Here is a 25,403-nt window from a genome sequence, read left to right on the forward strand (position 1 = left end):
GTATCACTGTGCCCGGGCGAGGGATCGGACCGCGAATTCGGCATAGCGGCACAGGAGGTCGTGATCGATGGGTGGGAGCGCGGCTCCGGTCGTCGCGCGTAATACCTCGGCCGGGAACCGGCGTCCGGTCTGCAGGAACAGATCCGCGTCCCGGTGCGCGTCGGTGCCGGTCAGCCGATAGGACGACACGACGAGGGCCAAGGCGTCGTCCGGCGCGAGGTGCTCGCGGGCACGGCGGAGGAATTCGGCCGCGGTCACCGTTTCCACCGGAACGAAGCAGGACAAGGCCGTGCGCAGTCGGCGTAGGGAAACACCGTGTTCACCGGCCACATGCACCCGGGGCGGATGCCGGTCGCCGGTCAGGATCGTGGCGATCGCGGTGACGGCATGGTCGACGGGGGTGATATTCACCCGCCATCGATCGTCGTCGGTATCGGGCAGACAGCGGAGGACGGCCACCGCGCGCAGGAATGCGGTCAGCGGACACCGGGCCGCGCCTGCTCCGCTGTGTGAGTCCGCGGTCAGCAGCCCGGGCCGGATCACACACAGGTTCGGAACGCGCCGGGTCAATACGGACTCGGCGGCCCATTTCGTCTGCGGGTAGGCGCCGTGGACACGGGTGCCGGGCTCCGGATCGATATGTTCGTCGAGAACATCCGCATCCAGATCGCTGGAAGCCAGCACCGCCAGCGACGAGATGTGGTGGACCTTCGCGCCCGACGAGCGGGCGAACCGGGCGATCTCCGCGGCACCCCGCACCGTGACGGCCGCCAGATCGCTGAAGGGCAGGGTCAGGCTCGGCGCCGCAGCCGCGTGGACCACTACGCCGACCCGCTCGCACAGCACCGACCAGGTATCCCGTGGCAGGCCCAGGAACGGTGCCGCGATATCGCCGGCATGAACCCGAATCCGTGGGTGGTCCGCGATAGCGCCCAACCGTGCCGCGGCATCCGCCGTATCCGTGCCCCGGACCAGGCAGTGCACCCGTGCCCCGGTACGGGAGAGCAACTCCGCCGGCAGCCGGCCGCCGAGGAAACCCGATGCTCCGGTGATCAACCAGTCCGATCCGGTGCCCGCACGTAGCCGCGTCGCCCCGGCCTCCGCCGCGACATGGCCGGCGAGCCGGTCGAGTGCCTCGACCGTGCGATGCGTATGCCGTGGCGCGCGGGCGATCGCGGTGGGTGTCCGCGCGGTGAGCACCGTGGTGAGTTCGATATCGACCCCGCGCACTCCGGCTTCCGCGACCACGCGCAGGGCACTGAGCGAGTTCCCCCCCAGCTGTCCGAAGTCCTCGTCGGCGCCGATTTCCGCAAGCCCCAACGCTGCCGCGAAGGACTCGGCGATCACCTCGGTCCGGTGATCGACCGCTGCGTCCTCGGCCACCGGGTGCCGAGCGGTGTGCCGGACCAGCGCCCGATGATCGATCTTGCCGGTAGCGCCGCGATCGAGCGCCCCGGCAACCTCGATACGGGGCAACATCCACGCAGGCAGCGACCGCGCCAGTTGCGTCCGGATCTCGCCGGCCGACAGCTGTCCCGGATCGCGAAGACCGACATGGGCGACGAGTGTCACCGGAATATCGGCGCGCAGGGTGGCGACGGCGTCGGTCGCGCCGTATCCGCCGACGGCCGGCAGGGCGACTACGGCGGCCTCGCGAACACCGTCGATCGCGCGCAGGCACGCCTCGATCTCCTCCGGGCAGATCAATCGGCCGTGGATCTTCACCTGACGATCGATGCGGCCGAGAAATTCCCACTCCCCGCTCGCGTGGGCCCGGACGAGATCGCCGGTGCGGTACCAGCGCCGGCCCGCGCGTTCGAGGAAACGCGCGCGCTCGGCGTCGGGGCGATCGATGTAGCCCAGTGCGAGACCGGAACCCGAGATCAGCAGCTCACCGTCCACCAGGTCGTACTCGATATGCGGCAGTGGCGTGCCCAGTAACGGCCGCGCCCACGTCTGCGGATCGCATACCTGCATGCTGGTGCAGACGGTCGCCTCGGTGGGGCCGTAGACATTGACCAGGCGCACGCGCGCGGCCCACGCCCGCACCGTATCCGGCGCACAGACCTCCCCGCCGATCACCACGACCCGCAGACAGGCGGGTGCCGACGCCGGATCGATGCGGGTGAGTAGTGAGGGCGGCAGGTCCGCGTGGGTGATGGCCCGCGTGCGGAGCAGTTCCGGCAGGGTGCCGGCGCTCGCGGGGTGCCGCGGGATCACCAGGGTGGCCCCGGACAGCAGTGCGGTGCCGATATCGGAGATCGACCCGTCGAAGGCCGTGGAGAGGGTGAGCAGTGCCCGTGCGCCCGGACCCAGGTCGAACATCGAGATCTGCGCGGCGAGCATCGGCACCAGGCCGGAATGAGCGATGCGGACACCCTTCGGCCGGCCGGTGGAACCGGAGGTGTAGATCACGTAGGCGAGATCGTCGGCCGGGGCGGACAAGGGCGGGTGGTCGCCGGGTAGTCGTTCGGCGCGCGGACCCGCGTCATCGGTGAAAATGACGGCGCGAGCCCGTGACTCGATCAGGATGTCGCGCCCCCGGGAGTCCGGTGCGGCCGGATCGATGGGCAGGAAGGCAGCGTGCAGCCGCCAGAGGGCGAGCACGGACGCGATATGCCATGCGCTGTGCCCGGTGCGCAGCGCGACGACATCGCCGGGCCGGACCCCGGCGGCGCGCAGCTCGCGTGCCCACAGCCGGGAATGCTCGGCGAGCGCGGCGAAGGTCCACATCCCATCGTGTGCGTCGACCGCTACCCGGTCATGGTGTTCCCGGACGATGTCGTCGAACAGCTTCAGGAATTCGGGTCCGTGGCACACGGCTAAATGTCCGTCCCCGGCTGGATATAGTCCGGGACTGCGCTGCCACGGGAACGATTGTCGCTATCGGGGGCTCCGGCACCCGCGGCGTAATCGCCGAGATGCACCATGCGCGCATCGAGACTGAACCGCGACAGACCGCGATCCTGACGGAGCGTCCGATGGAAATGACTACCGGAGAACAGCAGGATCTCGCCCGCGCGGCAGGAGAATCCGGCTGCGGGACCGTAGTCCTCGCGGCCGACCACCTGGGGATAGCGCGCGGTCAACGACGCATTACGATCCTGCCAGCCGATCTTCAGGCTCCAGCCGCGCGACACCCAGTCGTCGTAGTCGAAGATCTCCGAATCATTGGCCACCGGGCGGTCGAATCGCTCCGGATAGAACACGAAGGTCTCGGCCGGATCCAGGTCGTCCAGGGCCGTCCAGATCGTCACGACCGCGCCGGGATGCCCGTACCAGGTATCCCGGTGCGGGTAGTAGACGGGCGCGGCGCGCGGATTGTCCGCTGCCCCGTGGATGATGGCGCGCAGCCGGGCGGGATCGAATGCGGTTTCCGCGGCGGGGAAACCGGCACTTGCCGCGGTTTCGCGCAGTAGTCGTTGGCCGGTGGGTTCGGTGTAGATCCGACGCCGGACCCGGCCGACCCGTTCGAACAGTTCCTCATCGCCGTACCGTTCGTGGCAGGTCCGCGGGTCGGGGCCGACCTCCTCGTCGAGACAGTCGCGCGCGTAATCGACCAGAAGTCGTGACGCCGTGGTGGCCGGAAGGAGGAAGACGGTGCCTCCGTACAGTTTCCGGCGCAACTCGGCGTCGTCGCCGGAACGGGTGCGGTCCGGGAATCCGGCATCATCCGGGCTGGTCATCGCGGCCTCCTCGCCAGCACGATCAAACGGGGACTGTCCAGGGTCAGCGGTGCGCCGGTGAGGTCGCCGACCAGTTCGATATCGGCGAACCCGACCGCGCGCAGCATCGTGACGATGGCGTCGGGTAGATACAACCGCACCGAGCTGTGGTGACGGGTCGCGAATTGGCCGTCGACGAAATACGTCCACTCCTTCAGCATTCGGCCGGCGGCGAAGTCGATCGAGGTTTCGCGGAGCAAGGTCACCTGTCCGCGCCCGGTGGTGCGGTGCAGGATCGAATCGGGCCGGAATCCACGCAGTACGCCGGGCACGTTCATGGTGTCCAGGGCGAATCGCCCGCCGGGGCGCAGCGCGTCGAAGGCACGTTCGAGCATCCTGCGGTTCTCGTCGTCGTCGCCGTAGCCGAAGCTGGTCCACCAGTTGAACACCGCATCCACCGGATGTGCGGGTAGGAAGACGCAGGCGTCGGCGGCAGTGAATTCCACTGTGACCCCGGCAGAGCCGGCTTCACGGCGGGCGCGTTCGATATATCCGGCCGCCTGATCGACCGCGGTCATTCGGAACCCCTGCCGCGCGAGCGGAACGGTCAGGCTGCCGATACCGCAGCACTGATCGAGCACGCGGGCCCGGCCGGTGAGTTCCAGCCGGTCGATCAGGAACCGCAGTGCCGGTTCGACCTGGCCTTCGTCCCGGACGAGCAGCTGGTCGGCGAGCAGCTCGTCGTACAATTCGGCCCACCAGCTCATATAGCCATTCCCATCCTCGTGTGCAGGATCCCTATCGATGCCACGAACAGCAGCACCGGATCGAATGCTTTGCGTTCCGCCGGGTCCATGGTCGCCAGCCGGTCCACCAGCACGGCCAGCCGGGCGGAATCGAAAACGCCGAGACCGCGCAGAGAGGGGTCGCCGAGTATGTCCCGGACCAGCGCCACCATCTGCGGCCCCATCGGCGGCCCGAGGAAGGGATGCTTCTCGCGTTCGATCACGGCGGTGGGCAATCGATCGCGCATTGCCTCGCGCAATATCCATTTCTCGACACCGTCGTGGATTTTCGCCGCGGTCGGCAGGCGCCGCGCATGGTCGACGAGCGCGCCGTCCAGGAACGGCAGCCGGCCCTCCACGCCGTTCGCCATCTCCAGCCCGTCGCCCAGTGCCCGCAGAATGTAGCCTTCGAGCGCGAGCTTGGTCCACAGATAGGCGGATTGTTCGACCCGGCCGAGGCCCTCGAAGCGGGCCGGATCGAAATCCGTCAGCAGGGTCGCTCCAGGGTCGCGGTGATCGAAATCGTGCCGCCACTCCGGAGACAGCAGCCGGCGTACCCGATATCCGAAGGACGCTTTGGCGGCCAGCCAGGTCGGTACGAAACCGAGGGTGCGCCGCACCTGGGTGAGCGGGATCCCGGAACCGTCGGGCAGCATCAACCCCGCCGAGGCGCCGTTGGATTCCGCCAGCTGTCCGACCGTGCCGCGCAGATCGGCACGCAGGTGCGGATAGCCGAACAGTATTTCGTCCGCGCCTTCGCCGGTGAGCGCCACCCGGTATCCGGCTGCCCGGACCGCGGCATGGAGCCGTAGTTTCGCGGCCGCATGGGTGTTGATGCAGGCCGACTCCGCGTGTACCACCGCGTCGGGGAACGCGGCTGCCAGGTCGCGGTCGGTGACCGATACGGTGTGCAGCCGCGCGCCCACATACGCGGCCGTGGCGGCGGCGAGCGGACCCTCGTCATAGGCGTCACCGTCGGCGAACGACAGTGTGAACGCCTCCACCTGTGCGCTGCTCCGGGCCGCGGTGGCCAGGACCGCACTCGAATCCAATCCGCCCGACAGCTGATAGGCCACCGGCACATCCGCGGCCAGTCGCGCGGTGACGGCCGCATCGAACCGGTGGGTGAACTCCTCGACCGCCTCCGCCGGGTCGGTGTACGGCCGGGGCGTGCGGGGATAGTCGAGATCCCAGTATTCTTCGATGCGAATCCGGTTGTCCCGAACCATCATCCAGTGCCCGGCGGGTAATGCGTGCGCACCGGCGAACAGGGTCGCGGCAGGTGACGGATACTGCAGCGCGGCACTCCGGAGCAGCGTTGCGTGGTCCCAGGCAGGGGACAGCCCCAGCGCGAGCAGCCCGCGCACCCGCGAGGCCAGCAGCAGCCGGCCCGCATGCCGCGCCCAGACCAGTGGTTTGACCCCGAATCGGTCGCGTGCGGCGAAGAGCACCTGCGTGCGCTCGTCCCGGAGTACGAAGGCGAATTCGCCGTGTAGCCGCTCGAGCATCGCCGGACCCCACTGTGCCCACGCGTGCACGACGAGCTCGCTGTCGCAGCGGGTCCGGAATCGATGCCCGTATCCGCGCAGGTCCTTCTCCAAGGCCGCGGTGTCGTACAGTTCGCCGTTCACCACGGCGACGATTCGCCCGTCGGCGCTGCTGACCGGCTGCGCACCACCCGCGACGTCGCGCACCGCGAGTCTGTTGTGTCCCAGCCCGATCCGCCGATCGGGGGCGATCCAGCGACCGGTGTCGTCGGGGCCGCGGTGCGCGAGCGCCCGCAATGCCGGCGCGAGCGTCGACTCATCGATGTCCCCGGCTGTTTCGGCAGTGCACAGGACCGCCACGATCCCGCACATTCAGCCCGCCGGTACCGGCTCGAGGAAGAGTTTGGGCCCCTGCGGGTCCCGTTGGGCGGCCGCCAGTGCGTCGGAGAATTCCGCCAGCGGGCGGATGGGTCCCAGTAGATCGTCGATCGGCAGCTCCCCGGCCAGGCGGACCGCCTCGTCGAACGAGCCGTAGGACACCGCGGCGAGGGTGATGTCGTTGCGCACCGCCCGGGTGACATCGACCGTCAGGGTTTTCGCCGGCCGGCTTTTCAGAACGACCACGCCGCCCGGGCGCACCAGCCGCAGTGCGCGATCGAGATCGGTGGCGGTCCCGGCGGCCTCCACGACGAAGTCGTAGCCACCCGCGAGATCCGGTCCGGTGTCCACCGTGGCGAACCCGTGGGCGCGCAATACCCGCGTGGTCATCTCGGCGATCCGACCCGCGCCCAGCACGGCCCCGCGCTCCTCCGGCTGGATCGGCGCCCGGAGCACGGCCGAGGTCGCCGCCAGCGGCTCGACACACGCAGCCCGGCGCAGCGGCAGCGACTCCGGTACCGGGCACACCGCTGTCTCCGGTACCACGACCTGTTCGGCGAATGCTCCGTCCACATCGACGCCGAGCATGAACGTCTCGGGGCAGCGCGCCCCGGTGGCGCAGGCTGTACACGCGGCGCACGCCACGAGCGGCAGTGCCACCGCGACCCGCGCGCCGGGACCATACCGGCACCCGGGATCGGACTCGATCACCTCCCCGACCATCTCGTGGCCGAGAATCCGCCGCCGACCGATGGCCAGCTGTCCGGTTGCGGCCTGCACATCGGTCCGGCAGAGCGCGGCGAGCAACACTCGCAGTCGCAGCCAGCGCTCCGGCCGGCGCGGAATCGATACCTGCGCCACCTCGGCTGCACCGCCTGTACCGATCACCGCAAGCATCAATTCCCCTCCCCGGTGGTCGCTTCCACACCGTGGACAGCAAATGTACATCGTAATGTGCCGCTGCCCGTGCCACCGGATCAGCGGCCGGCGTAGACCCTGGTTGTGTGCGGGGGTGCCGCGAGCTCGCACTGCCCTAGGCTGGAATCGTGAACCGTCTCGGTACTGCAACCTCGCCGTATCTACGCCAGCACGCCGACAATCCCGTGCACTGGCGGGAATGGGACGCTGACGCGCTCGCCGAGGCTGCCGCGCGGGATGTGCCGATTCTGCTGTCGGTGGGATACGCGAGTTGCCATTGGTGTCATGTGATGGCGCATGAATCGTTCGAGGATGAGCGGACCGCGGCGCAGATGAACGACGAATTCGTCTGCATCAAGGTGGACCGGGAGGAACGGCCCGACCTCGACGCCGTGTACATGAACGCCACCGTCGCGATGACCGGTCAGGGCGGGTGGCCCATGACCTGTTTCCTGACGCCGGCGGGTGAGCCGTTCTACTGCGGGACCTATTACCCGAAGATGCCGCGGGGTGGGATGCCGTCCTTCACCCAGCTGCTCACCGCGATCACCGACACCTGGCGTAACCGGCGCGCCGATGTGGACACCGCCGCCGACCAGGTGTCGGAGGCACTCCGTGCGCAGGCGAGCGGGCTGCCGCAGACCGAACTCGAGATAACCCCGGACCTGCTGGATCACGCCGTCGCCGCGGTGGTCCGCGATTTCGACGAAACCCACGGCGGGTTCGGCGGTGCCCCGAAGTTCCCGCCGGCCGCGCTGCTGGAGGGGTTGTTGCGCAGCTGGGAGCGCACCGGCGATCCCGGCGTGCGGACGGTGGTGGACCGCACCGCCGAGGCGATGGCCCGGGGCGGTATCTACGACCAGTTGCGCGGCGGTTTCGCCCGCTATTCGGTGGACGCCGGGTGGGTGGTCCCGCACTTCGAGAAAATGCTGTACGACAACGCCCAGCTGCTGCGCTTCTACGCCCATCTGGCCCGGCGCACGCCGCAGGATCCGCTGCCCCGGCGGATCACCGAGGAACTGGTCGCGTTCCTGCTGGACGATCTGGCCACCGCGAACGGTTTCGCCTCCGCTCTCGACGCCGACACCCACGTGGAACCCGGGTCGCCCGGAGTGGAGGGCGCCACCTACGTCTGGAACCCCGCCGAACTGGTCGCGGAACTCGGCCCGGTCGACGGGGCCTGGGCGGCGGAGGTCTTCGGTGTCACCGCCGGCGGGAACTTCGAACAGGGCAGTTCCGTCCTCACCCGGCTCGGCGACCCGGAGGACGCCGAGCGGTTCGAGCGCGTCCGCACCGCACTGCGCGACGCCCGCGACCGGCGTCCGCAACCCGAGCGGGACGACAAAATGGTTACCGCCTGGAACTGTATGGCGATCACCGCCCTCTGCGAGGCCGCCCGCGCACTCGACCGGCGGGACTGGTTCGACGCGGCCTACGAGCTGTCCCGGGTGATCCTCGGCGTTCATGTGGTCGGCGACCGGGTGCTGCGGGCCTCGCTCGGCGGGGTGGCCGGGACCGCGCCGGGGGTGCTCGAGGATTACGCCTGGCTGGCCACCGCGCTGCTGGCGCTGCACCAGTACTCCGGGTCGGCCGGCTGGCTGCCCGATATCCACCGGATCCTGGATTCGGCGATCACCCATTTCGCCGACCCGGACGAGCCCGGTAGCTGGTTCGATACCGCAGACGACGCCGAAACCCTGATCGCCCGCCCCCGCGACCCCATCGACGGCGCCACCCCGGCCGGTGCCTCCGTGCTCGCCGAGGCGCTGCTCACGGCGTCCGCGGTGGTCGAACCCGAGCATGCCGCCCGCTATCGGGAACTGGCCGATCACACGCTGGCACGGGGCGCGGTGGTGCTGGCCAAGGCGCCGCGTTCGGCGGGGCAATGGCTCACGGTCGCCGAAGCCGCGCTGCACGGTCCGCTGCAGATCGCGATATCCACCACCGGTTATGTGCCGGTGGGTGATGTGGAACTGCTGGAGGTCGCCCGGGACTGTGCGCCCGGCGGAACGATCATCCTGCGAGCGACCGAGAACACGGTCCCATTACTCGCCGACCGGCCCGCGATCGACGGCGCCGCCGCGGCCTATGTGTGCCGCGGTACGGTCTGCGATCTGCCGGTGACCACGCCGGAGCAACTGCGAGCGCGGTTGACCGGGGATACCGCCGAGTAGCCGGCATCCGGCGCTGCCATCAGGTGCGCCGTAGCCGGCTTCGCAGGGGCCGACCGCGCTGATCTCGGGCCTGCGTCGGAGACGGCGCAGTCGAGCGTCGCCACGGACGCTCCGTCGGGCCGCGTCATCGCGCTCGGCCGGACACGTTCCGCAGTAGCGCAGCCTGGGCGGAGCTGGACTCTCGCCGGGCGTGCTGTCCGCCTCTCCGGATGCGATATTCAGTCTTCCGCTCAGGCCGGTACTCCGGTGGCGAGATCGTCGCCCCGCCGCTAGGTGCTCACGCCGGGATCCCGGTCTGTCCACGACGAGGTGGGCTCAGTGATCCCGCGCAGCGCAACCGCCCCGTACTTCACCCATTTCTCCCGCTCGTGGTCCGCGGCGGCTTCGATAACGCTCTGCGAGACCAGGATGCGCCGCGGTACCTCCTTGGCGCGGGTGGTGAGCCGGGCGGCGGCGTTCACCGCGTCGCCGATCACGGTGTATTCGCGCCGGGTGTCGGTACCGAGATCCCCGGCGAACACCCGGCCCCGGGCCACGCCGATCCCGATATCGAGTTCACCGGCCGCCGCGATCTCGTCCCGGATCCGCCGCGCCGCCCGTAGTGCGGGAGTCGCGTTATCCGCCAGCGCGATCGGTGCGCCGAAAATGCACAGCGCCGCATCGCCCTCGAACTTGTTGACCAGGCCGTCGTTGTCCTCCGTCGCCGCGACCACGGTCGCCATCAGCCGGTTGAGTTTGGCGACGAACTCCTGCGGCGGCAGTCCGGTGGAGATCGCCACCGACCCTGTGACGTCCACGAACAGCGCCGTGACCTCCCGGACATCGCCGGTGAGATCTATCCCGCCCGCCAGTGCCCGTTCGGCGACCTCCTCGCCGACGTGCCGGCCGAAGACATCGCGCATCCGCAGCCGTTCCCGCAGGTTCGCCGACATCTCGTTGACCGAATGCTCGAGCCGCCCGATCTCACTGGCGCTGCGGACCGAGACCCGGACATCCAGATCGCCCTGGGTTATCCGGTCGACCGCGATCCGTAATGCCCGCAACGGGGCCGCCACCGCGCGCGACAGTGCCCACGTGGCCAGGACGCCGACCGCGAGACTGATGGCGGCGAGGTAGATGCCGGTGCGGATGCGGTGTTCATAGCTGGTGGCCGGATCGGCGAGCACCACGATCAAGGCGCTCAGTGGCATCGCCCCCGATACCGCCCACGCGAGCGCGACCCGGACCGATACCGAGGAACTCCAGTGCATGGTCGCGCCCAGCACCCCGGCGACGATCGGCACCACGGGGCGGATCAACCGGTCCACGATCAAATAGGTCAGGCCGGCCGATTCCAGCCCGCCGATGGTGAACATGGCCAGCAGCACGGTGAAATCGTCCTCGGTGGTGAGGCGGGCCAGCACTATTGCCGAGAGGAGGACGCCGGGCGCCCACATCGCCAGCGACCGGAAAGTGACCGCGATGGGGAGGTGGAGCAGGCGGCGCGCTTCCCCGGGCGTCGGTTTACCGGACCGGTCCAGCCAGGCGAAATAGCCGTCGCGATCGCGGATCGCCAGCCCGATGCCGATCAGGAACGCGAGGGTGGGGTAGATGGCGACTACGAGCAGTCCGTTCAGCTGGTCGGCGTCGAGACGCCCCGGGAATCCGATCAGCAAGAGTTCGGTGACGATGACGGCGAGACCACTCAGATGCGCGGCGATCACCACCGTGGCCAGCCCCCACCGGGCACGGAGACTCCACAGCATCAGCCGGGTGATCGCCCCCGGCCGCAGCCGGGCCGCCTTCGCATCGCTCATCGTGAGCTATCCGCGGTGGCCGGGGTGGTGCCGCCGGCCGGTATCGAAGGACACGAGTCAGCAGCCTAATCGACACAACCGGCCGCCAGCGGACTATCGGCCCCGCGGAGTCCGGCTCAGGCCGGCAGCACCAGCCACACCGCTATGTAATGGCAGAGGGCAGCGAGCACGGTGGCGGCGTGGAAGAACTCGTGATGGCCGAAGGTGCTGGGCCAGGGATTCGGCCATTTGGTGGCGTAGAGAACCGCGCCGACGCTGTAGGCGAGCCCACCGGCCACCAGCAGCAGTACGGCCGGGAGGCCCGCCGATCGGTACAGTTCCCCGCCCACCGGGACCACCGCCCAGCCGAGCAGCAGGTAGAGCGGCACTCCCACCCAGCGCGGTGCATGTGGCCACAGCACCTTCAGTGCGACACCGGCCAGTGCCCCTGCCCACACCACCGCGAGCAGGATCGGGCCGGTCGGGTCGGGGAGGGCGAGCAGTGCGAACGGTGTGTAGGTGCCGGCGATGAAGACGAAGATCATCGAATGGTCGGCGCGTTTCATCCGGGTCCGGGCCCGGACCGTGGTCCAGGTGATCCGGTGGTAGGTGGCGCTGATCCCGAACAGGGCGCAGATGGTGAGCCCGTAGACCGTGGTCGCGACGACCGCCGTCGCCGACACGGTGGTGGCGGCGCCGATCAGCGCGAGCACGGCGACGGCCGAGACAGCGGCCGCCCAGGTGTGGATCCAGCCCCGCATCCGGGGTTTGACCAGTGCGACCAGCGATTCGGCGGGGTTGGGCACCGGATCGTCGTTATCGGCGCCGGCCCGCACGGAGTGCTCGATCACGGACCCGTGCGGCTCGTTGTCGTCGGAGTACGGATCGGTGGGGGCCGAGTCGGACACGGAACCTCCTGGGTCGGCTGGGCACAGCGACGCTGCCATCGGCACCGGCTATCGTCTCGCGGTTCGGGACCGCGGAGCAATTGACTGGCGGGTAACCTACGGCAGCGTAGGTTGCGTCGGTTGTCACTGTACCGGTTCCTGCGCGAATGCGGGAAGCTGTGGCCGCGCACACGTTCGGCGGCAAGTGCGGATGAATGCCGGAAAAGGCGTACTGTTGGTCGTCGTGGAATTTCCGAGTCGGCTGCGGGGCTTTCCCTATCGCATCTACGAGGGTCGTCTGGCCAAGCAGCTTGCGGGTAAACAGCATCCACGCCACGTTGCGGTGGTGTGTGACGGCAACCGCCGGTGGGCCCGGGAGAACGGGTTCACCGATATCACGCACGGCCACCGGGTCGGCGCTCTCAAAGTCGCCGAGCTGGTCAGCTGGTGTGAGGCCGAGGGCATCGAACTGGTCACCGTCTACCTGCTCTCCACCGAGAATCTGAGCCGCGGGCAGGAAGAACTCGAAACGCTGTTCGAGGTCATCACCGATGTGGTCGAGGAACTGGCCGCACCCGAGCAGAACTGGCGGGTCCGCATAGTCGGCTCGCTCGACGGCCTACCGGACCTGGTCGCCAAGCGGATGCGCACCGCCACCGAACGCACCCGCGAACGCACCGGCACCCATGTGAACGTCGCCATCGGTTACGGCGGCCGCCAGGAAATCGCGGACGCGGTCCGCCAACTGGTCCGCCAGGAGATGGCCGCCGGCGAAACGGGCGAAGACCTGGTCCAGTCGATCACGGTCAACGCCATCGGCGCGCACCTCTACACCTCGGGCCAACCCGACCCGGACCTGGTGATCCGCACCTCCGGCGAACAACGCCTCTCGGGCTTCCTGCTCTGGCAGAGCGCCTACTCGGAAATCTGGTTCACCGAGGTGTACTGGCCGGAATTCCGCCGCGTGGATTTCCTGCGCGCTCTCCGCGACTACGCCGCCCGGCACCGCCGCTACGGAACCTGAGCGCGCTACAGCTTGCGGAGCCGCAGGCGGTTGATGCTGTGGTCGGAGTCTTTGCGCAGGACCAGGGTTGCGCGGGGGCGGGTGGGGAGGATGTTGTCCACCAGGTTGGGGCGGTTGGTGGAGTTCCAGATGTCCTTGGCCGCCGCGGTCGCTTCCGAATCGGTGAACTTCGCGTAGTGGTGGAAATGGGCCTTCGGGTCGGCGAAGCCGGTGGCCCGCAGGCTCAGGAACCGGCGGACGTACCAGCTCTCGATATCCTCGATCCGGGCGTCCACGTAGATCGAGAAATCGAACAGATCCGAAACCATGAGCCGCGGGCCCGTCTGCAGGACATTCAGGCCTTCGACAATGAGAATATCGGGCTGGCGGACGCAGTGGAATTCGCCGGGAACGATATCGTAGGAAATATGTGAATACACCGGCGCGCATACTTCTTCGGCGCCCGATTTCACCTCTGTCACGAAACGCAACAGTTTGCGCCGGTCATAGCTTTCCGGGAAACCCTTGCGGTGCATGATGCCGCGGCGGGTGAGTTCGGCTGTGGGATACAGGAATCCGTCGGTCGTCACCAGGTCGACGCGCGGATGGTGATCCCAGCGGGCCAGCAGTGCCTGCAGCACGCGAGCCGTGGTGGATTTCCCCACCGCGACACTGCCGGCGACCCCGATCACGAACGGCACCTGCTTGTCCGGGTGCGATTCGCCGAGGAAGGTGGCGGTGGCCGCGAACAACCGCTGTCTGGCCGCGACCTGCAGGTGGATGAGTCGCGCGAGCGGCAGGTAGACCTCCGCGACCTCTTCCAGGTCGATCTGCTCGCCCAGGCCCCGCAGCCCGATCAGTTCTTCTTCGGTGAGTACCAGCGGAGTGGACTTACGCAGTTCCCGCCACCGTTTCCGGTCGAATTCCACATAAGGGCTGGGCTCGCTCGCCTTGGCCATCTACTCAGCGCTCCACTCTGCCGGACACTCGTGCTCGCGGTGCCGCAACTGTGCGATGTCGTGATCACGGCCGGCGCGACCCCGGCCGGTCCGGCGCATTGGCTGTGCCCTCATGGCTGAATTCTGCGCCTCGGGTACGCGCGGTCCGCAGAGGGGGGTCCGTGACACAGCATCCGCGGCTATCGTCGAAATCATGCAAGCCCATCCTCTGGTGACCGAATACCTGCGGCTCGGTCTGTCATTCGACCGGCTCGAAGAGGGTTTCGTCGATGCCTACACCGCCGATCCGCAGCTGCGGCGCGATGTCGAGAACGCGCCCCCGCCCGAACCCCGGGAGCTGGCCCTTACCGCCACGCGGCTGCGGGCCGAACTTCTGGCTGCCGGGCTGGGTCCGCGGCGAACTGCCTTCCTCGACGCGCACCTGCGGGCGCTGGAATGTTCCGCCCGCAAATTCGCGGGCGAGGAGATCGGCTTCGTGGACGAGGTCAGCCGGTACTTCGACGTGGATATCGCGCCCGGCGACCCGGCCGACTACCACGAGGCCCACCAGAAGATCGACGAGGTGCTGGGCGGCACGGGCCCGCTCGCCGAGCGGATGGCGGCGCACCGCAAAGCCGACGAGATCCCGCCGGAGCGTCTGGAGGCCTGCGTCGAGGCGTTCTCCGGCGCGCTCCGCGAACTGGTGCGCGCGCGGTACCCGCTGCCCGACCACGAACATGTCACCTACGAGGTAGTGGGCGACAAACCGTGGTCCGGGTTCAACTACTACCTGGGCAACTACCGCTCGACAGTCGCGATCAACTCGGACCTTCGCCAGCATATGGCGATGCTGCCCCGGCTCATCGCCCACGAGTCCTACCCCGGGCACCACACCGAACACTGCCGGAAGGAAGCCAATCTGGTCGCCGCCGGGCACGGTGAACAGACCATCTTCCTGGTGAACACGCCGCAGTGCCTGATGGCCGAAGGGCTGGCCGATCTGGCGTTGCGGTCGATCATCGGACCCGGCTGGGGGAAATGGGCCCAGGAGATCTACGCGGACCTGGGCCTGCGGTTCGACGGCGAGCGCGCCGAACGGCTGTCCGAGGCCTCGGCACAATTGCTCGGTGTCCGTCAGGACGCCGCGCTCATGCTGCACGACCAGGGCAAGGACGCCGACGAGGTGGCCGGCTTCCTGGAACGCTGGTCGCTGACCACCCCCGACCGTGCCCGTCAGTCGCTGCGTTTCCTGTCGTCCCCGCTGTGGCGGGCCTACGTCAGTACCTATGTGGAGGGCTACAAACTACTCGGCGGCTGGCTGGACCAGGCCACGGACGCCGATGACCGGTCCGACCGCTTCCGCCGGCTACTGGATGAGCCCCTCATCCCGTCCGCTCTCCGCTGACCCGGCACCAGCGGACGCGCCCGTCGCCGGGTCTGTCCACCTACGACTCCACCCCCCGTTTCTGTGCATGCGGTGGGTCGTCATCCGGTGGTTCGGGGCCCGTCTCGATTCTGGAGCGACAGAGCGGGGGAGCGAAGCGGAGGAGCGGCGGAGTGAAGAATCGAGACACGAGGGGGCCCCGAACCCGCGCCGCCGGAGGCGGCGCAAATAAACAGAGCACCCGCGGCATCGAACGCGCGGCCCGATACATAGACTGGCCGGGTGACGCAGACGACCGCCTCTGTCAATACCCAGTCTCTCGGTGAGCTCGATCCGGAGCTCGCTGCCGCGATGGCGGGTGAACTCGCCCGCGAGCGCGACACCCTGGAGATGATCGCGTCGGAGAATTTCGTGCCGCGCGCGGTGCTGCAGGCGCAGGGCAGCGTGCTCACCAACAAATACGCCGAGGGTTACCCCGGCCGCCGCTATTACGGCGGGTGTGAGCATGTCGATGTGGTGGAGAACCTGGCCCGTGAGCGGGCCAAGGCACTGTTCGGGGCCGATTTCGCGAATGTGCAGCCGCATTCGGGCGCGCAGGCCAACGCCGCGGTGCTGATGTCGCTGATGGATCCCGGTGACCGGCTGCTCGGTCTCGATCTGGCGCACGGCGGTCATCTCACCCACGGGATGCGGCTGAACTTCTCCGGCAAGCTGTACGAGGTCCACTCCTACGGGGTGTCCAAAGAAGACCACCGGGTGGATATGGACAACGTCCGGGCCATCGCCCGGGAGTCGCGGCCGAAGGTGATCGTGGCCGGCTGGTCGGCGTATCCGCGGCATCAGGATTTCGCGGCATTCCGGGAGATCGCCGACGAGGTCGGCGCCTACCTGTGGGTGGATATGGCGCATTTCGCCGGGCTGGTCGCGGCCGGGCTGCACCCCTCGCCGGTGCCCTACGCCGATGTCGTCTCCTCCACCGTGCACAAGACCCTCGGCGGACCGCGGTCGGGTCTGATCCTGGCCAAGCAGGATTACGCCAAGAAGCTGAACAGCTCGGTGTTCCCGGGCCAGCAGGGCGGCCCGCTCATGCACGTCATCGCGGCCAAAGCGGTCGCTTTCAAGATCGCGGGTACGCCGGAGTTCGCCGAGCGGCAGCAGCGCACGATCTCGGGTGCGAAGATCCTCGCCGAACGTCTCACCGGCGCCGATGTCGCGGGTAACGGGGTCAGCGTGCTCACCGGCGGCACCGATGTGCATCTGGTCCTGGTCGACCTGCGCAACTCCGATATCGACGGCCAGCAGGGCGAGGACCTGCTGCACGAAGTCGGCATCACTGTTAACCGCAACGCCGTCCCGTTCGACCCGCGCCCCCCGATGGTGACCTCCGGCCTGCGGATCGGCACCGCCGCCCTCGCCACCCGCGGTTTCGGCGATACCGAGTTCACCGAGGTCGCCGATATCATCGGCACCGCGCTGGCCGGCGGCGCCGACCTGGACGCGCTGCGGGCCCGGGTGCAGAAGCTGGCCCAGGACTTCCCGCTGTACCAGGACCTGGAGGACTGGAACCTCCTGGGCTGAAAGCGACCGGAGCGCGACCGGTCCCCGGCGTAGCGCGGGACGGCCGGTGTCCGGTCGGCGGTATTACGGAGAACGGGCCGCCCTGACGTGATCGCGCGGTCTCGACCGGGCTAATCGGCTACTGTCGCTCGGATCCCGTCGGCGACACAGCGCGGCGCACGGCCCTGCTCTAGGCTCGGGTGATGGACACCGAGTTGAACCAGGACGCGGTCACCACGGTCCGCGAGTTCTTCAATGCGATGGAAGTCGGCGCGATCGACGAGGCGCTGGAGTTGGTGCACCCGGATATCGTCTGGAAGAACACCTCGCTGCCGGACGTGCGCGGGGCGCGCCGAGTCGGCAAGCTGCTGCGTGGTCTGGACAATGAGCGGTTCGGGTTCTCCGCGCGGATGCACCATATCGCGGCCGACGGTGCGATCGTCCTCACCGACCGGACCGATTTCCTGCGGTTCGGACCGGTGAGTATCGAGTTCTGGGTGATGGGCACCTTCGAATTGGTGGACGGCCGGATCATTCTGTGGCACGACCACTTCAGTTGGGAGAACTTCGTCCGGGGTGCCGCGGTGGGAGTCGTGAAGGCGATCTTCGGTCGGTAATTCTGATCGGATGTGTTGTTGGAGCACCCCCGGGCGCTGGTTGGTCCGAGAGTGCTCCAACACACTGTTCTGTCAGGCGTTGGGCCCGTATTCCTCCAGCATCTCGGTGACCAGCGCCGCGATCGGCGATCGTTCGCTGCGGGTGAGGGTGATATGCGCGAACAAGGGGTGGCCCTTGAGTTTCTCGATCACCGCGGCGACGCCGTCGTGCCGGCCGACCCGCAGGTTGTCGCGTTGCGCCACATCATGGGTGAGCACCACCCGGGAACCGCTGCCCAGCCGGCTCAGGACGGTGAGCAGCACATTGCGTTCCAGCGATTGGGCTTCGTCCACGATCACGAACGAATCGTGCAGCGACCGGCCTCGAATATGGGTCAGCGGAAGGACTTCGAGCATATCGCGGCTGAGGACCTCCTCCATCACCTCGCGACTGGCCAGCCCGTCCAGGGTGTCGAAAACGGCCTGTGCCCAGGGGCCCATTTTCTCGTTCTCGGTGCCCGGTAGGTAACCGAGTTCCTGCCCGCCCACCGCGTAGAGGGGCCGGAACACCACGACCTTGCGCTGGGTGCGTTTCTCCAGCACCGCTTCCAGTCCGGCGGTGAGTGCCAGCGCCGATTTACCGGTGCCCGCACGGCCGCCGAGCGACACGATGCCCACACTTTCGTCCAGCAGCAGATCCAGGGCGACCCGCTGTTCCGCGGAGCGGCCGTGCAGCCCGAACGCCTCACGTTCGCGGACCAGCTGCACGCGTTTGTCCGCGGTGACCCGGCCGAGGGCGCTGGAGCTGCTGCCCAGCAGCCGGATCCCGGTGTGGCAGGGCAGTTCCCGGGCCTCGTCGAGGTCGACGATCTGTTCGGCGTAGAGCTGATCGACGATTTCGGAGGCCGTGTCGATTTCGACCATGCCCGACCAGCCGGAGGTCACCACGTCCTGTGCGTGATACCCCTCTGCGTGGAGACCTACCGCGCTGGCCTTGACCCGCATCGGGATGTCCTTGGATACCAGCACCACCTGGCGGCCGTCCGCGGCGAGGTTCAGCGCGCAGGCCAGAATGCGGGAATCGTTGCTCTCGGTGCGGAAACCGACCGGTAGCACCGTGGGATCGGTGTGGTTCAGTTCCACCTGCAACGTGCCGCCTTCGGTACCGATCGGCAGTGGTTCGTCCAGCCGGCCGTGGGTCAGGCGCAGATCGTCGAGCATGCGCAGGCCTTCACGAGCGAACCAGCCGAGTTCGTGATGGTGTCGTTTACCTTCGAGTTCGCTGATCACGACCAGCGGTAACACCACCTGATGCTCGCCGAACCGGGTCACTGCCCAGGGATCGGACAGCAGTACCGAGGTGTCGATGACGAAGGTCTTCAAACCTTTCTTGATGAAGCGAGAATTCGCCGAGGGGGCGGATACGGAGCGATTATCAGTCACGGTAGGCTCCTAGGTCTGCGCGGCACCCACACAGACAGTCTCGCTGGGCCGGTCGGTCCGGATGGCGGCTGACGGGGTATGTCAGCGGCCACGAGGGCCGGGTGCCGGCCCCCTCGTACTGAGTTTCTCAGTCACGGTCAGGACCTCCCGAACGAGCCGCAACGCGCGACCCGCCACTCCGAAGCTACCCCGTACCAGGCCCTGTGCGCTCGCAGAAATGCGGGAGGGTTTGATGAATTCACTGTGAACGTGCCCCGGTTTCGGGATGTTTCCGCAGGTCAACATGGGTATTACCGGGTCTCGATCGATATCGGTCGAGTATCGGCGCGAACCGCCGGAACGGGGCTTCCGGCGGTGGTGTTCGCTGCGTGTTCGCCTCGCCCGGTCCTGCGCGCCGGGGTTCGGCGCGGGCTATTCGCCCAGAATGTCCAGAATGACGGGAACGTGGCTGCTGCCCGGGTCTTTGACCGCCGTGACCAGAGTGACCGGTGGGTTGGTCCGGGCAAGCCCGCGCAGCCGCACCAGGATTTCGTGGGCGGCCGGAGCGAACAGTTCTTCCCGGAGCCGGTCGGCGAATTCGTCGCGCCGGCCCGGCGGGTCCTCGTGGAACCAGTGGCGCAACTCGCTGGACGGTGTGATGTCCTTGGCCCATTCGTCGATGCGGGCCGCGGATTTGGTCACGCCGCGGGGCCACAGCCGGTCGACCAGCACTCGGTAACCGTCCGCCGGTTCCGGCGCTTCATACGCCCGTTTGACCTGGAATCCGCTGGGGATGGTGAGGGGAGTGTCGGTCATCGTCCCATCGCATCATTCGCGCCGCCCGGCTCTGCGGCGCCACGCGGTGGCTGCCGCGATGGCCGGAAACCCGGCCGGAGCCCACAGGCGCGATTAGAGTCGGCGGTATGAGCACGAACGAGGAGTTCGACAGTCTCTCGTCGAAGGAGCTGCACGACCGTGCGGTCAAGCTCGCGGTGCGGCACGGCGATATCCGGTTTCTCTGGCAGTTGCTCACCCGGATCCCCGCCGCGGAGGCCACGGCGGGCCGGGCCGGGGAGAGCGAAGCCGATATCAAATGGGTGGTCCCGATGCTCGACGATTACATCCACGCCGGTGACGGCGACCTCGCCGAAGCGCTGCGCGGTTTCTACCTGGACTACCTGCGCGAGCACTCCTGAGCAGAACAGGGCGTAGTTTGCGGCCTTGCTTATTGCGGCAGGGTGTCCTCGAGCTCGGGAAGGACCTGTGTTGCGGCTATTGCGAGCCGGGCGTCGACGGTTGTCGACGGCGCACCGTTCCTGATGGTTGGGTACTCGTTACCGCAGGTAGAAGATGGGGCCTCGCGGACGGAACGGTAGTCGTGCACCGGCGGGCACCAGGAAAGCGTGCTCGCGCCGGATCCGCAGGACATCGCACTGTCCGTCGGTGATGATCAGTATCGGACCGTCCTCGGGAAAGTCCGCCGCGCGTTCGATCGCCCGCACCCCGGGCTGCAGGACCGTGCCGCCGCGTCCCCGCACACGTACTGCGCGGGCGATCTCCTCGACCGGGAGATATCCGGCGTCGTACGCGGCGGCGTCGCAGTACACGACCCGGGCGCGCGGAACATCCCGGGCGGCCGCATAGGAGGCAATCGCGCCCAGCGCCTTTCCCAGCAGTGTCGTGTCCATCGACCCGGAGGTATCGAGGACCACGCCGAAAGTCGGCTGCCGGACGGTGTGTTCCGGCCGGATCCAGGCCGGTCGCGGAATATCGGGTGTCGACGCCTGGCGGCGGGAGGCCCGGGCGTAACTGCGCTGCCGCTGGGTCGCGGGAACGTATTCGTCGAACCAGCGGGCCAGTTGCGCGTCCCAGGGCACCGGGGGCTGATCGAGCGCACGAATCGCCTGTTCGAGTGCCGCCGGAACCAGGCCCCGGCCACTGTCGGTGTGATACGCCAACCCGGTGACCAGGGCATTGCGGTAATACTCGTCCAGGTCGACGTAGCCGCCGATGCGGCCGGGCCGCGGTAGCGGTTCCCCGAGCACATCGCCGATACCGCGCCCACGCAGTGTTGCTACCTTCCGCAACCGGCGCAGGTCGGTGGCCAGACGGTCATAGATCTCCTCGGCGGAGCAGCCCTGGAGTTCCTGGTCGTAGAGCAGCCCGTCGGGCATTTCCCCGACTCCCATTTCCACCAGCCAGCCGTTGACCACGTAATCGCAGGCCACATTGAACAGGTACGGGTCACGCCATTGATTGCGTTCCCCGTGCCGCAAGGCCGCGTGCAGCATTTCGTGGGCCAGGACGAAACGCCACTGTTCGTCGTTCAGGCCCGCCAGCGGATTGATGTAGATCTCCGCGACCTCTGCGTTCACCGCGGCAATGGCGATATCCCACTGCCGGGTGAGTTCGGTATCGGCGACCACCGTCATACCGGCGGCCAGCGCGCCGAGCAGCGGAAACGATGAAACGAACCAGCCCAGTGCCGCGTCCCAGGGGTGTTTCGGGCGGAGGCCGTGCTCGGTGTGCTCGCCGCCCGCGACGGCCAGTGCGTCGCGGGCCGCGAGCGCGAGGCCGGCGGCGAACCGGTCCATATAGTTCGCTTGTTTCGCCTCGTCCGCGGAGACGATCAGGAAATCGGGGTATTGCCCCCGCTGATATTCGATCGGCACCGCGGTATCGCGCCATCTCTCGGCGGTGCCGTGCTCGTCGGAAATAGCAGGCGGGAGCTGGAATCCGTCGGGCCGGCGGCCGATTTTCATCGTGTCGAGATAGTGATCGACCACCGCGCAGCAGGCGGCCCGGTAGGCGGGGGTCGGCTCCCATCGCGGCAGCCGGGTCCGCTCGTCGACCGCACGGGAATAGTTGGTGTCAGCGGTATTTCGCGGATCCAGATGCCCGAATCCGGCGTGCAGCAGACAGTGCGCGAAAACCCAGGTCCATTCTTCGGCCGCGGCCCGGCGTTTCGGATGGTATTCGAGCCGCCCGTCGAACCGTGCCCACAGCTCCGATTCGGTGTTCTCGTCGAACGGCCGTGGACTACCGGCGTTCAGATTACGGAAGGCGGGATGTGCGGCAGTGGCTCGCCAGCCGTCCACAATCGCCTGTTCCCACGGCGAGAGCTGCGCTTTCCTTCTCCGTGCCAACCGTGATCACCGCCGGGCGGCCAGGCGCGGCAGATCCCGGCTGATCTCCAGCATGAACCAGGACGGCAGCACCGGCGTTCCGGTCTCGTCGGAGGCGATCACCAGCTGCGCGCATTCCACCGAGATCTCGGCCAGCTCGATGAGCAGGGCCTTGGCGCGGAGCACGAACCGGCCGACCGTGGGCGAGAGGTGTTCGCGGGAACCGGGCAGCTCCTTGACCAGCCGGGCCCGGAAGGTTTCGGAGAGGAAATACAGCAGATCGCGATCGGCGGCGCCGCGCGGCCAGTCGGCGTCGCCCTTGAACACTGCGTCCAGGTCGTAGGCATGGCGGACTGTCTTCACGTACGACCGGAAGCCGGAAGCGTGACCGGCGGTGAGAGTACCGGCGGCCAGGACGTGCAGGCGGGTGTCGTCGATATCGTCACCGCAGGAGTGCAGTGCGTCGGAGAGCATATGCCAGCCGCGCGGGGTGGAGAACGGGGCTTCCGTCTTGGGCGCGGGCGACCACAAATGGTCGGGACGCTGGGTCAGATAGCGCACCACCCACGGATGAATATCGTTGTGCGCGGCCCATTTCAGCCAATCGTTGACATCGGCACGCAGATGGATGTGCACCATCCGGTTCACCAGCGCCGACGCCATCGGGCGGGCGAGCGCGTTATCGGTCGCGCGGTTGCCCGCGCCGATCACCACCGACCCGGCGGGCAGCTCGTAGGAGCCGATCCGGCGGTCGAGGATGAGCGAATAGAACGATTTCTGCACCTCGGGTGAGGCGGCGTTCAACTCGTCGAGGAACAGGCAGTACGGTTCCGGCCGGGCGATCAGTTCCGGCGGCGCGAACCGGCTGCGCTCGCCGACGATCTGCGGTACGCCGATCAGATCCTCCGGTGCCAGCTGGGTGCCGAGCAGCGTCACACAGTCCAGTCCGAGCGATTCGGCGAAACCGCGGACCAGCGAACTCTTCCCGATCCCCGGTGCACCCCACAGGAACACCGGCCGGACGACGGCGAGGGACAGCAGCAGTTCGGGCAGCTGGTCGGGTGTGACGGTAACCGCGGACTCCACTGATTCCTTCGACTCGCTTTCACTGCAGCTGAACTGGCTCGTCGAGGTTACTTCGGGTCGGCGTGGCAGGCCACGGATATATTCTCGCCGCCGGGCACACGCCCGTGCGGCAGCGCGGGACTCGTGCCGGGCCACCAGGTGGGCCCGGCACGGTGTCAGTCACCGCGCCGGGTCGCTTCAGTTGTCCTGGTCGGCTCCGGTCCGCGGTGCGGGTGCGGATTCGAGCTGGAGGAATTCCTCGTCGGTGAGCAGCCGGGAGCGGATCAGGAAGCGCACCCCCTCCGGTGCTTCCAGTGAGAAACCGCTGCCGCGCCCGGGGACCACGTCCACGGTCAAGTGCGTATGTTTCCAGTACTCGTACTGATCGGCACTCATCCAGAACGGTGTCTCGGCATCCACCTGCCCGAGCAGGACATCCTGCCCACCGACCCGGAACTCGCCCCGCAGGTAACACATGGGCGCGCTGCCGTCGCAGCAGCCGCCGGACTGGTGGAACATCACCGGGCCGTGTCGTTCGATCAGCTCGTGCAGCAGGTTCGCCGCGGCCGCGGTGAGTTCCACCCGGTTCGGCTCCGGCATCAGAAGAATCCCAGTTTCTTCGGTGAGTAGCTCACCAGCAGGTTCTTCGTCTGCTGGTAGTGATCCAGCATCTGGGCGTGGTTCTCCCGGCCGATACCCGACTTCTTGTAACCGCCGAACGCCGCATGCGCCGGATAGGCGTGATAGCAGTTCGTCCACACCCGCCCGGCCTTGATACCGCGGCCGAGCCGATAGGCGGTGTTCGTATCGCGGGTCCATACGCCGGCGCCCAGGCCGTAGAGGGTGTCGTTGGCGATTTTCAGCGCTTCCTCGGTGGAGTCGAAGGTCGCGACCGAGACCACCGGACCGAAGATCTCCTCCTGGAAGATCCGCATATCGTTGCTGCCCTTGAAGATGGTCGGCTCCACGTAGTAGCCGTTCGGGTAGCCGTCCACCGACCGAGCGGTGCCGCCGGTCAGGATCTCGGCACCTTCCTTCTTACCGATATCGATATACGACAAGATCTTCTCGAACTGATCGTTGCTGGCCTGGGCGCCGATCATGGTGGCGTCGTCCAGCGGATCACCGCTGACGATGGCCTTCGTCCGCTCCAGACAGCGGGCCATGAACTCGTCATAGATCGAGGAATGGATGAGCGCCCGCGACGGGCAGGTGCACACTTCGCCCTGGTTCAGCGCGAACATCACGAACCCCTCGACGGCCTTGTCCAGGAAATCGTCATCGGCGGCCATCACATCCGGCAGGAAGATATTCGGGCTCTTCCCACCCAGCTCCAGGGTGACCGGGATGATGTTCTCGCTGGCGTACTGCATGATCAACCGGCCCGTAGTGGTCTCCCCGGTGAACGCCACCTTCGCCACCCGCGGGCTCGACGCCAGCGGTTTCCCGGTTTCCACCCCGAACCCGTTCACGACGTTGAGCACACCCGGCGGCAGCAGATCGGCGATCAGCTCGACCACTTTCATGATCGACGCCGGGGTCTGCTCCGCGGGTTTCAGCACCACCGCGTTCCCCGCCGCCAGCGCGGGCGCGAGTTTCCAGGTGGCCATCAGGATCGGGAAATTCCACGGAATGATCTGCCCGACCACCCCGAGCGGCTCATGGAAGTGATACGCGACGGTATCGGCGTCGATCTCGCTGATCCCACCCTCCTGCGCCCGGATCGCGCCCGCGAAATAGCGGAAGTGGTCGACGGCGAGCGGCAGGTCGGCCGCCTTCGTCTCCCGGACCGGCTTCCCGTTCTCCCAGGTCTCGGCGACGGCCAGGGCCTCGAGGTTCTCCTCGATCCGGTCGGCGATCTTGTTCAGGATATTCGCGCGTTCGGTGGTGGAGGTGGCACCCCAGCCATCGGTGGCGGCATGCGCGGCATCGAGTGCCAGCTCGACGTCGGGAGCGGTGGAACGTGCTATCTCACAGAAGGTTTCGCCATCGACCGGGGACGGATTGTCGAAGTATTTCCCCTCGACGGGCGCCGTCCATTCACCACCGATGAAGTTGTCGTATCGGGCGGCATAGCTGACGATGCTGCCGTCGGTACCGGGCTTGGCGTAGGTCATGACGAGCTCCTCGGTCGACTCGGACGCAGTGATACACGCCGTGTTGCTTCGTGATGTAAATCACTATGCCATGGGGAGGTGAAGGCGCGGGCGGGGTCGCGTGGATGGGGTCATTCGACGGGTCGAG

The 25,403-nt window shown here is 67.7% G+C and carries 20 protein-coding genes; 6 read left to right on the plus strand and 14 right to left on the minus strand.

The genetic code is table 11. The annotated features are described in order from the left end of the window. Positions 1-3: 3 nt before the first annotated feature. The 5 genes from ACIA75_RS28770 to ACIA75_RS28790 are packed head-to-tail and all read right to left on the minus strand — an operon-like array spanning position 4 to position 7,212. On the minus strand, positions 4-2,820 hold the full coding sequence (locus ACIA75_RS28770; RefSeq protein WP_397109482.1) for an AMP-binding protein: 2,817 nt from the start codon (positions 2,818-2,820) through the stop codon (positions 4-6). 2 nt (positions 2,821-2,822) lie between these two features. Next, positions 2,823-3,686, minus strand: coding sequence for a phytanoyl-CoA dioxygenase family protein (locus ACIA75_RS28775; protein ID WP_397109484.1), 864 nt, complete (start codon positions 3,684-3,686; stop codon positions 2,823-2,825). Continuing rightward, the gene (locus ACIA75_RS28780; protein WP_397109486.1) at positions 3,683-4,432 is read right to left on the minus strand and encodes a class I SAM-dependent methyltransferase; all 750 of its coding nucleotides are present in this window, start codon (positions 4,430-4,432) and stop codon (positions 3,683-3,685) included. The genes ACIA75_RS28775 and ACIA75_RS28780 overlap by 4 nt, the downstream gene beginning before the upstream one ends. Continuing rightward, on the minus strand, positions 4,429-6,309 hold the full coding sequence (asnB, locus tag ACIA75_RS28785) for an asparagine synthase (glutamine-hydrolyzing) (RefSeq protein ID WP_397109488.1): 1,881 nt from the start codon (positions 6,307-6,309) through the stop codon (positions 4,429-4,431). Before asnB ends, ACIA75_RS28780 begins: the two co-directional genes overlap by 4 nt. Continuing rightward, entirely contained in the window at positions 6,310-7,212 is a 903-nt protein-coding gene (locus ACIA75_RS28790) for an alcohol dehydrogenase catalytic domain-containing protein (RefSeq protein WP_397109490.1), read from the minus strand. It lies immediately after the preceding gene. A 149-nt stretch (positions 7,213-7,361) separates the two neighbouring features. On the opposite strand from ACIA75_RS28790, the gene ACIA75_RS28795 reads away from it, so the two are divergent. Then, positions 7,362-9,407, plus strand: coding sequence for a thioredoxin domain-containing protein (locus tag ACIA75_RS28795; RefSeq protein WP_397109492.1), 2,046 nt, complete (start codon positions 7,362-7,364; stop codon positions 9,405-9,407). Positions 9,408-9,676: 269 nt separating this feature from the next. Here ACIA75_RS28795 and ACIA75_RS28800 read toward each other — a convergent pair whose 3' ends face one another. Both ACIA75_RS28800 and ACIA75_RS28805 read right to left on the minus strand, forming a co-directional pair. After that, a complete protein-coding gene (locus ACIA75_RS28800) occupies positions 9,677-11,203 on the minus strand; it encodes an adenylate/guanylate cyclase domain-containing protein (protein ID WP_397109494.1) in 1,527 nt (508 codons plus the stop codon). A gap of 116 nt (positions 11,204-11,319) precedes the next feature. After that, positions 11,320-11,988, minus strand: coding sequence for a hemolysin III family protein (locus tag ACIA75_RS28805; RefSeq protein ID WP_397110315.1), 669 nt, complete (start codon positions 11,986-11,988; stop codon positions 11,320-11,322). Between the two features lie 292 nt (positions 11,989-12,280). Between ACIA75_RS28805 and ACIA75_RS28810 the strand changes: the two genes are divergently transcribed. Continuing rightward, positions 12,281-13,093 (plus strand): isoprenyl transferase, encoded by an 813-nt coding sequence (locus ACIA75_RS28810; RefSeq protein ID WP_397109496.1) that lies wholly within the window; start codon positions 12,281-12,283, stop codon positions 13,091-13,093. A gap of 5 nt (positions 13,094-13,098) precedes the next feature. On the opposite strand, the gene coaA is transcribed toward ACIA75_RS28810, so the two are convergent. Continuing rightward, a complete protein-coding gene (gene coaA, locus ACIA75_RS28815; RefSeq protein WP_397109498.1) occupies positions 13,099-14,031 on the minus strand; it encodes a type I pantothenate kinase in 933 nt (310 codons plus the stop codon). A 193-nt stretch (positions 14,032-14,224) separates the two neighbouring features. On the opposite strand from coaA, the gene ACIA75_RS28820 reads away from it, so the two are divergent. The 3 genes from ACIA75_RS28820 (at position 14,225) to ACIA75_RS28830 (ending at position 17,568) form a co-directional block, all read left to right on the plus strand. After that, on the plus strand, positions 14,225-15,415 hold the full coding sequence (locus ACIA75_RS28820; RefSeq protein ID WP_397109500.1) for a DUF885 domain-containing protein: 1,191 nt from the start codon (positions 14,225-14,227) through the stop codon (positions 15,413-15,415). 261 nt (positions 15,416-15,676) lie between these two features. After that, positions 15,677-16,972 carry a serine hydroxymethyltransferase gene (gene glyA, locus ACIA75_RS28825; RefSeq protein WP_397109502.1) on the plus strand — a complete coding sequence of 432 codons (1,296 nt, stop codon included), beginning with the start codon at positions 15,677-15,679 and terminating at the stop codon, positions 16,970-16,972. A gap of 182 nt (positions 16,973-17,154) precedes the next feature. Then, positions 17,155-17,568, plus strand: coding sequence for a limonene-1,2-epoxide hydrolase family protein (locus ACIA75_RS28830; RefSeq protein WP_397109504.1), 414 nt, complete (start codon positions 17,155-17,157; stop codon positions 17,566-17,568). Positions 17,569-17,640: 72 nt separating this feature from the next. Here ACIA75_RS28830 and ACIA75_RS28835 read toward each other — a convergent pair whose 3' ends face one another. Together ACIA75_RS28835 and ACIA75_RS28840 are read right to left on the minus strand one after the other, a co-directional pair. Then, positions 17,641-18,990 (minus strand): PhoH family protein, encoded by a 1,350-nt coding sequence (locus ACIA75_RS28835; protein WP_397109506.1) that lies wholly within the window; start codon positions 18,988-18,990, stop codon positions 17,641-17,643. A gap of 411 nt (positions 18,991-19,401) precedes the next feature. Beyond that, on the minus strand, positions 19,402-19,785 hold the full coding sequence (locus tag ACIA75_RS28840; protein ID WP_397109508.1) for a DUF488 domain-containing protein: 384 nt from the start codon (positions 19,783-19,785) through the stop codon (positions 19,402-19,404). A gap of 107 nt (positions 19,786-19,892) precedes the next feature. Here ACIA75_RS28840 and ACIA75_RS28845 point away from each other — a divergent pair, with 107 nt between their 5' ends. Beyond that, a complete protein-coding gene (locus ACIA75_RS28845; RefSeq protein WP_397109510.1) occupies positions 19,893-20,165 on the plus strand; it encodes a hypothetical protein in 273 nt (90 codons plus the stop codon). A gap of 138 nt (positions 20,166-20,303) precedes the next feature. Here ACIA75_RS28845 and ACIA75_RS28850 read toward each other — a convergent pair whose 3' ends face one another. From ACIA75_RS28850 to adh, 4 genes are all read right to left on the minus strand, one after another. Next, complete coding sequence (locus ACIA75_RS28850) at positions 20,304-22,115, minus strand: hypothetical protein (protein WP_397109512.1); 1,812 nt, start codon at positions 22,113-22,115, stop codon at positions 20,304-20,306. Between the two features lie 6 nt (positions 22,116-22,121). Continuing rightward, positions 22,122-23,180 carry an ATP-binding protein gene (locus tag ACIA75_RS28855; RefSeq protein ID WP_397109514.1) on the minus strand — a complete coding sequence of 353 codons (1,059 nt, stop codon included), beginning with the start codon at positions 23,178-23,180 and terminating at the stop codon, positions 22,122-22,124. A 177-nt stretch (positions 23,181-23,357) separates the two neighbouring features. After that, positions 23,358-23,759 (minus strand): DUF779 domain-containing protein, encoded by a 402-nt coding sequence (locus ACIA75_RS28860; RefSeq protein ID WP_397109516.1) that lies wholly within the window; start codon positions 23,757-23,759, stop codon positions 23,358-23,360. Next, on the minus strand, positions 23,759-25,276 hold the full coding sequence (gene adh / locus ACIA75_RS28865) for an aldehyde dehydrogenase (RefSeq protein WP_397109518.1): 1,518 nt from the start codon (positions 25,274-25,276) through the stop codon (positions 23,759-23,761). The genes ACIA75_RS28860 and adh overlap by 1 nt, the downstream gene beginning before the upstream one ends. Positions 25,277-25,403 lie beyond the last annotated feature (127 nt).

Origin of the sequence: Nocardia sp. NPDC051750 (assembly GCF_044453135.1) — a bacterium.
Taxonomy (GTDB): Bacteria; Actinomycetota; Actinomycetes; order Mycobacteriales; family Mycobacteriaceae; genus Nocardia.

Excerpts from the sequence above, each read along its gene's own strand:
- ACIA75_RS28775 (WP_397109484.1), bottom strand. The coding sequence starts at position 3,686 with ATGACCAGCCCGGATGATGCCGGATTCCCGGACCGCACCCGTTCCGGC.
- ACIA75_RS28780 (WP_397109486.1), bottom strand. The coding sequence starts at position 4,432 with ATGAGCTGGTGGGCCGAATTGTACGACGAGCTGCTCGCCGACCAGCTG.
- asnB (WP_397109488.1), bottom strand. The coding sequence starts at position 6,309 with ATGTGCGGGATCGTGGCGGTCCTGTGCACTGCCGAAACAGCCGGGGAC.
- ACIA75_RS28790 (WP_397109490.1), bottom strand. The coding sequence starts at position 7,212 with ATGCTTGCGGTGATCGGTACAGGCGGTGCAGCCGAGGTGGCGCAGGTA.
- ACIA75_RS28800 (WP_397109494.1), bottom strand. The coding sequence starts at position 11,203 with ATGAGCGATGCGAAGGCGGCCCGGCTGCGGCCGGGGGCGATCACCCGG.
- ACIA75_RS28810 (WP_397109496.1), top strand. The coding sequence starts at position 12,281 with ATGAATGCCGGAAAAGGCGTACTGTTGGTCGTCGTGGAATTTCCGAGT.
- coaA (WP_397109498.1), bottom strand. The coding sequence starts at position 14,031 with ATGGCCAAGGCGAGCGAGCCCAGCCCTTATGTGGAATTCGACCGGAAA.
- ACIA75_RS28820 (WP_397109500.1), top strand. The coding sequence starts at position 14,225 with ATGCAAGCCCATCCTCTGGTGACCGAATACCTGCGGCTCGGTCTGTCA.
- ACIA75_RS28830 (WP_397109504.1), top strand. The coding sequence starts at position 17,155 with ATGGACACCGAGTTGAACCAGGACGCGGTCACCACGGTCCGCGAGTTC.
- ACIA75_RS28840 (WP_397109508.1), bottom strand. The coding sequence starts at position 19,785 with ATGACCGACACTCCCCTCACCATCCCCAGCGGATTCCAGGTCAAACGG.
- ACIA75_RS28845 (WP_397109510.1), top strand. The coding sequence starts at position 19,893 with ATGAGCACGAACGAGGAGTTCGACAGTCTCTCGTCGAAGGAGCTGCAC.
- ACIA75_RS28860 (WP_397109516.1), bottom strand. The coding sequence starts at position 23,759 with ATGCCGGAGCCGAACCGGGTGGAACTCACCGCGGCCGCGGCGAACCTG.
- adh (WP_397109518.1), bottom strand. The coding sequence starts at position 25,276 with ATGACCTACGCCAAGCCCGGTACCGACGGCAGCATCGTCAGCTATGCC.